This window comes from Marinobacter sp. UBA2498, assembly GCF_002341575.1.
Taxonomy (GTDB): domain Bacteria; phylum Pseudomonadota; class Gammaproteobacteria; order Pseudomonadales; family Oleiphilaceae; genus Marinobacter; species Marinobacter manganoxydans.
Genome location: NZ_DDOI01000146.1, coordinates 1 through 736, shown reverse-complemented (window position 1 = coordinate 736; position 736 = coordinate 1). Strand labels below are relative to the sequence as shown.

At 52.2% G+C, this 736-nt stretch carries 2 protein-coding genes and 1 pseudogene; 2 read left to right on the top strand and 1 reads right to left on the bottom strand.

What is annotated here, in order from left to right:
- Positions 1-21: 21 nt before the first annotated feature.
- Positions 22-219: a hypothetical protein gene (locus tag B2W52_RS20315; protein ID WP_008171269.1), complete on the top strand. Its 198-nt coding sequence runs from the start codon at positions 22-24 to the stop codon at positions 217-219.
- Positions 220-243: 24 nt separating this feature from the next.
- A pseudogene (locus B2W52_RS20310) lies at positions 244-465 on the top strand (transposase domain-containing protein); the annotation flags it as partial.
- A 2-nt stretch (positions 466-467) separates the two neighbouring features.
- Here B2W52_RS20310 and B2W52_RS20305 read toward each other — a convergent pair.
- Positions 468-736 (bottom strand): hypothetical protein (locus B2W52_RS20305; RefSeq protein WP_286803987.1); only part of this gene is annotated, 269 nt, incomplete at its 5' end.

The window sequence follows — 736 nt, the reverse complement described above, 5'->3', positions numbered from 1 at the left end:
TAAACAACAAGGAGAAGCACGATGGGTAAAGCTATTAATGGTAAGTTCGAGAACATGGATCAGGCACGCAATACGCGAGACGATCTTATTGGCAGCGAAATCCCACAGGATGTGATCTTTATTGATAAGGAAGAGCAGACGATCCGGGTGATGTTGCCGCAGGAGGAGGCCGGGGAAGTTTATGAGATCTTCGATCGACACGGCGTCACGTATAAGTGAAGGCTCGTGGCCCTGTGCGTTGGGCTGTTCCTGGGATCACTCCGCAGTGGTCAACGCGCGGCTGCGGTCATGACGCTGATCCAGTCGGCTATGCGGAAAGGGCATGATCCCTATGGGTATCCAAGGGATGTTCTAACCCGACTGCCGACACAGAAGAGCAGCGCCATCGGCGGACGCTTACAACGGAATAAAATAGTGTTGGTCTTTTGGGAACGTATCGGTAGATCGTATGCCTTAATTTGTTAATGTCACAGACTGGTGCTTGAAAGCAGGATGGCCGCAAAGAATCGCCCCACTATCGTTGTGTTGCTGTCACTGCTTTTGGTGTTCAGCGGGCCTGCGTTTGCTTTGCCTTGCCGCCGGGGAACTTCACAAGTTTTACCGATACCGGTTCCCAGCTGATTTTTGCCGCACAGGCGGCCCACTACCAGGATCCCTTCCTGGCTTCTATTACACCCCCTCCAGAACATTACTCCTGAGTCTAAACCGGTTTTAGCCCATCGCGGCAAACTCATTA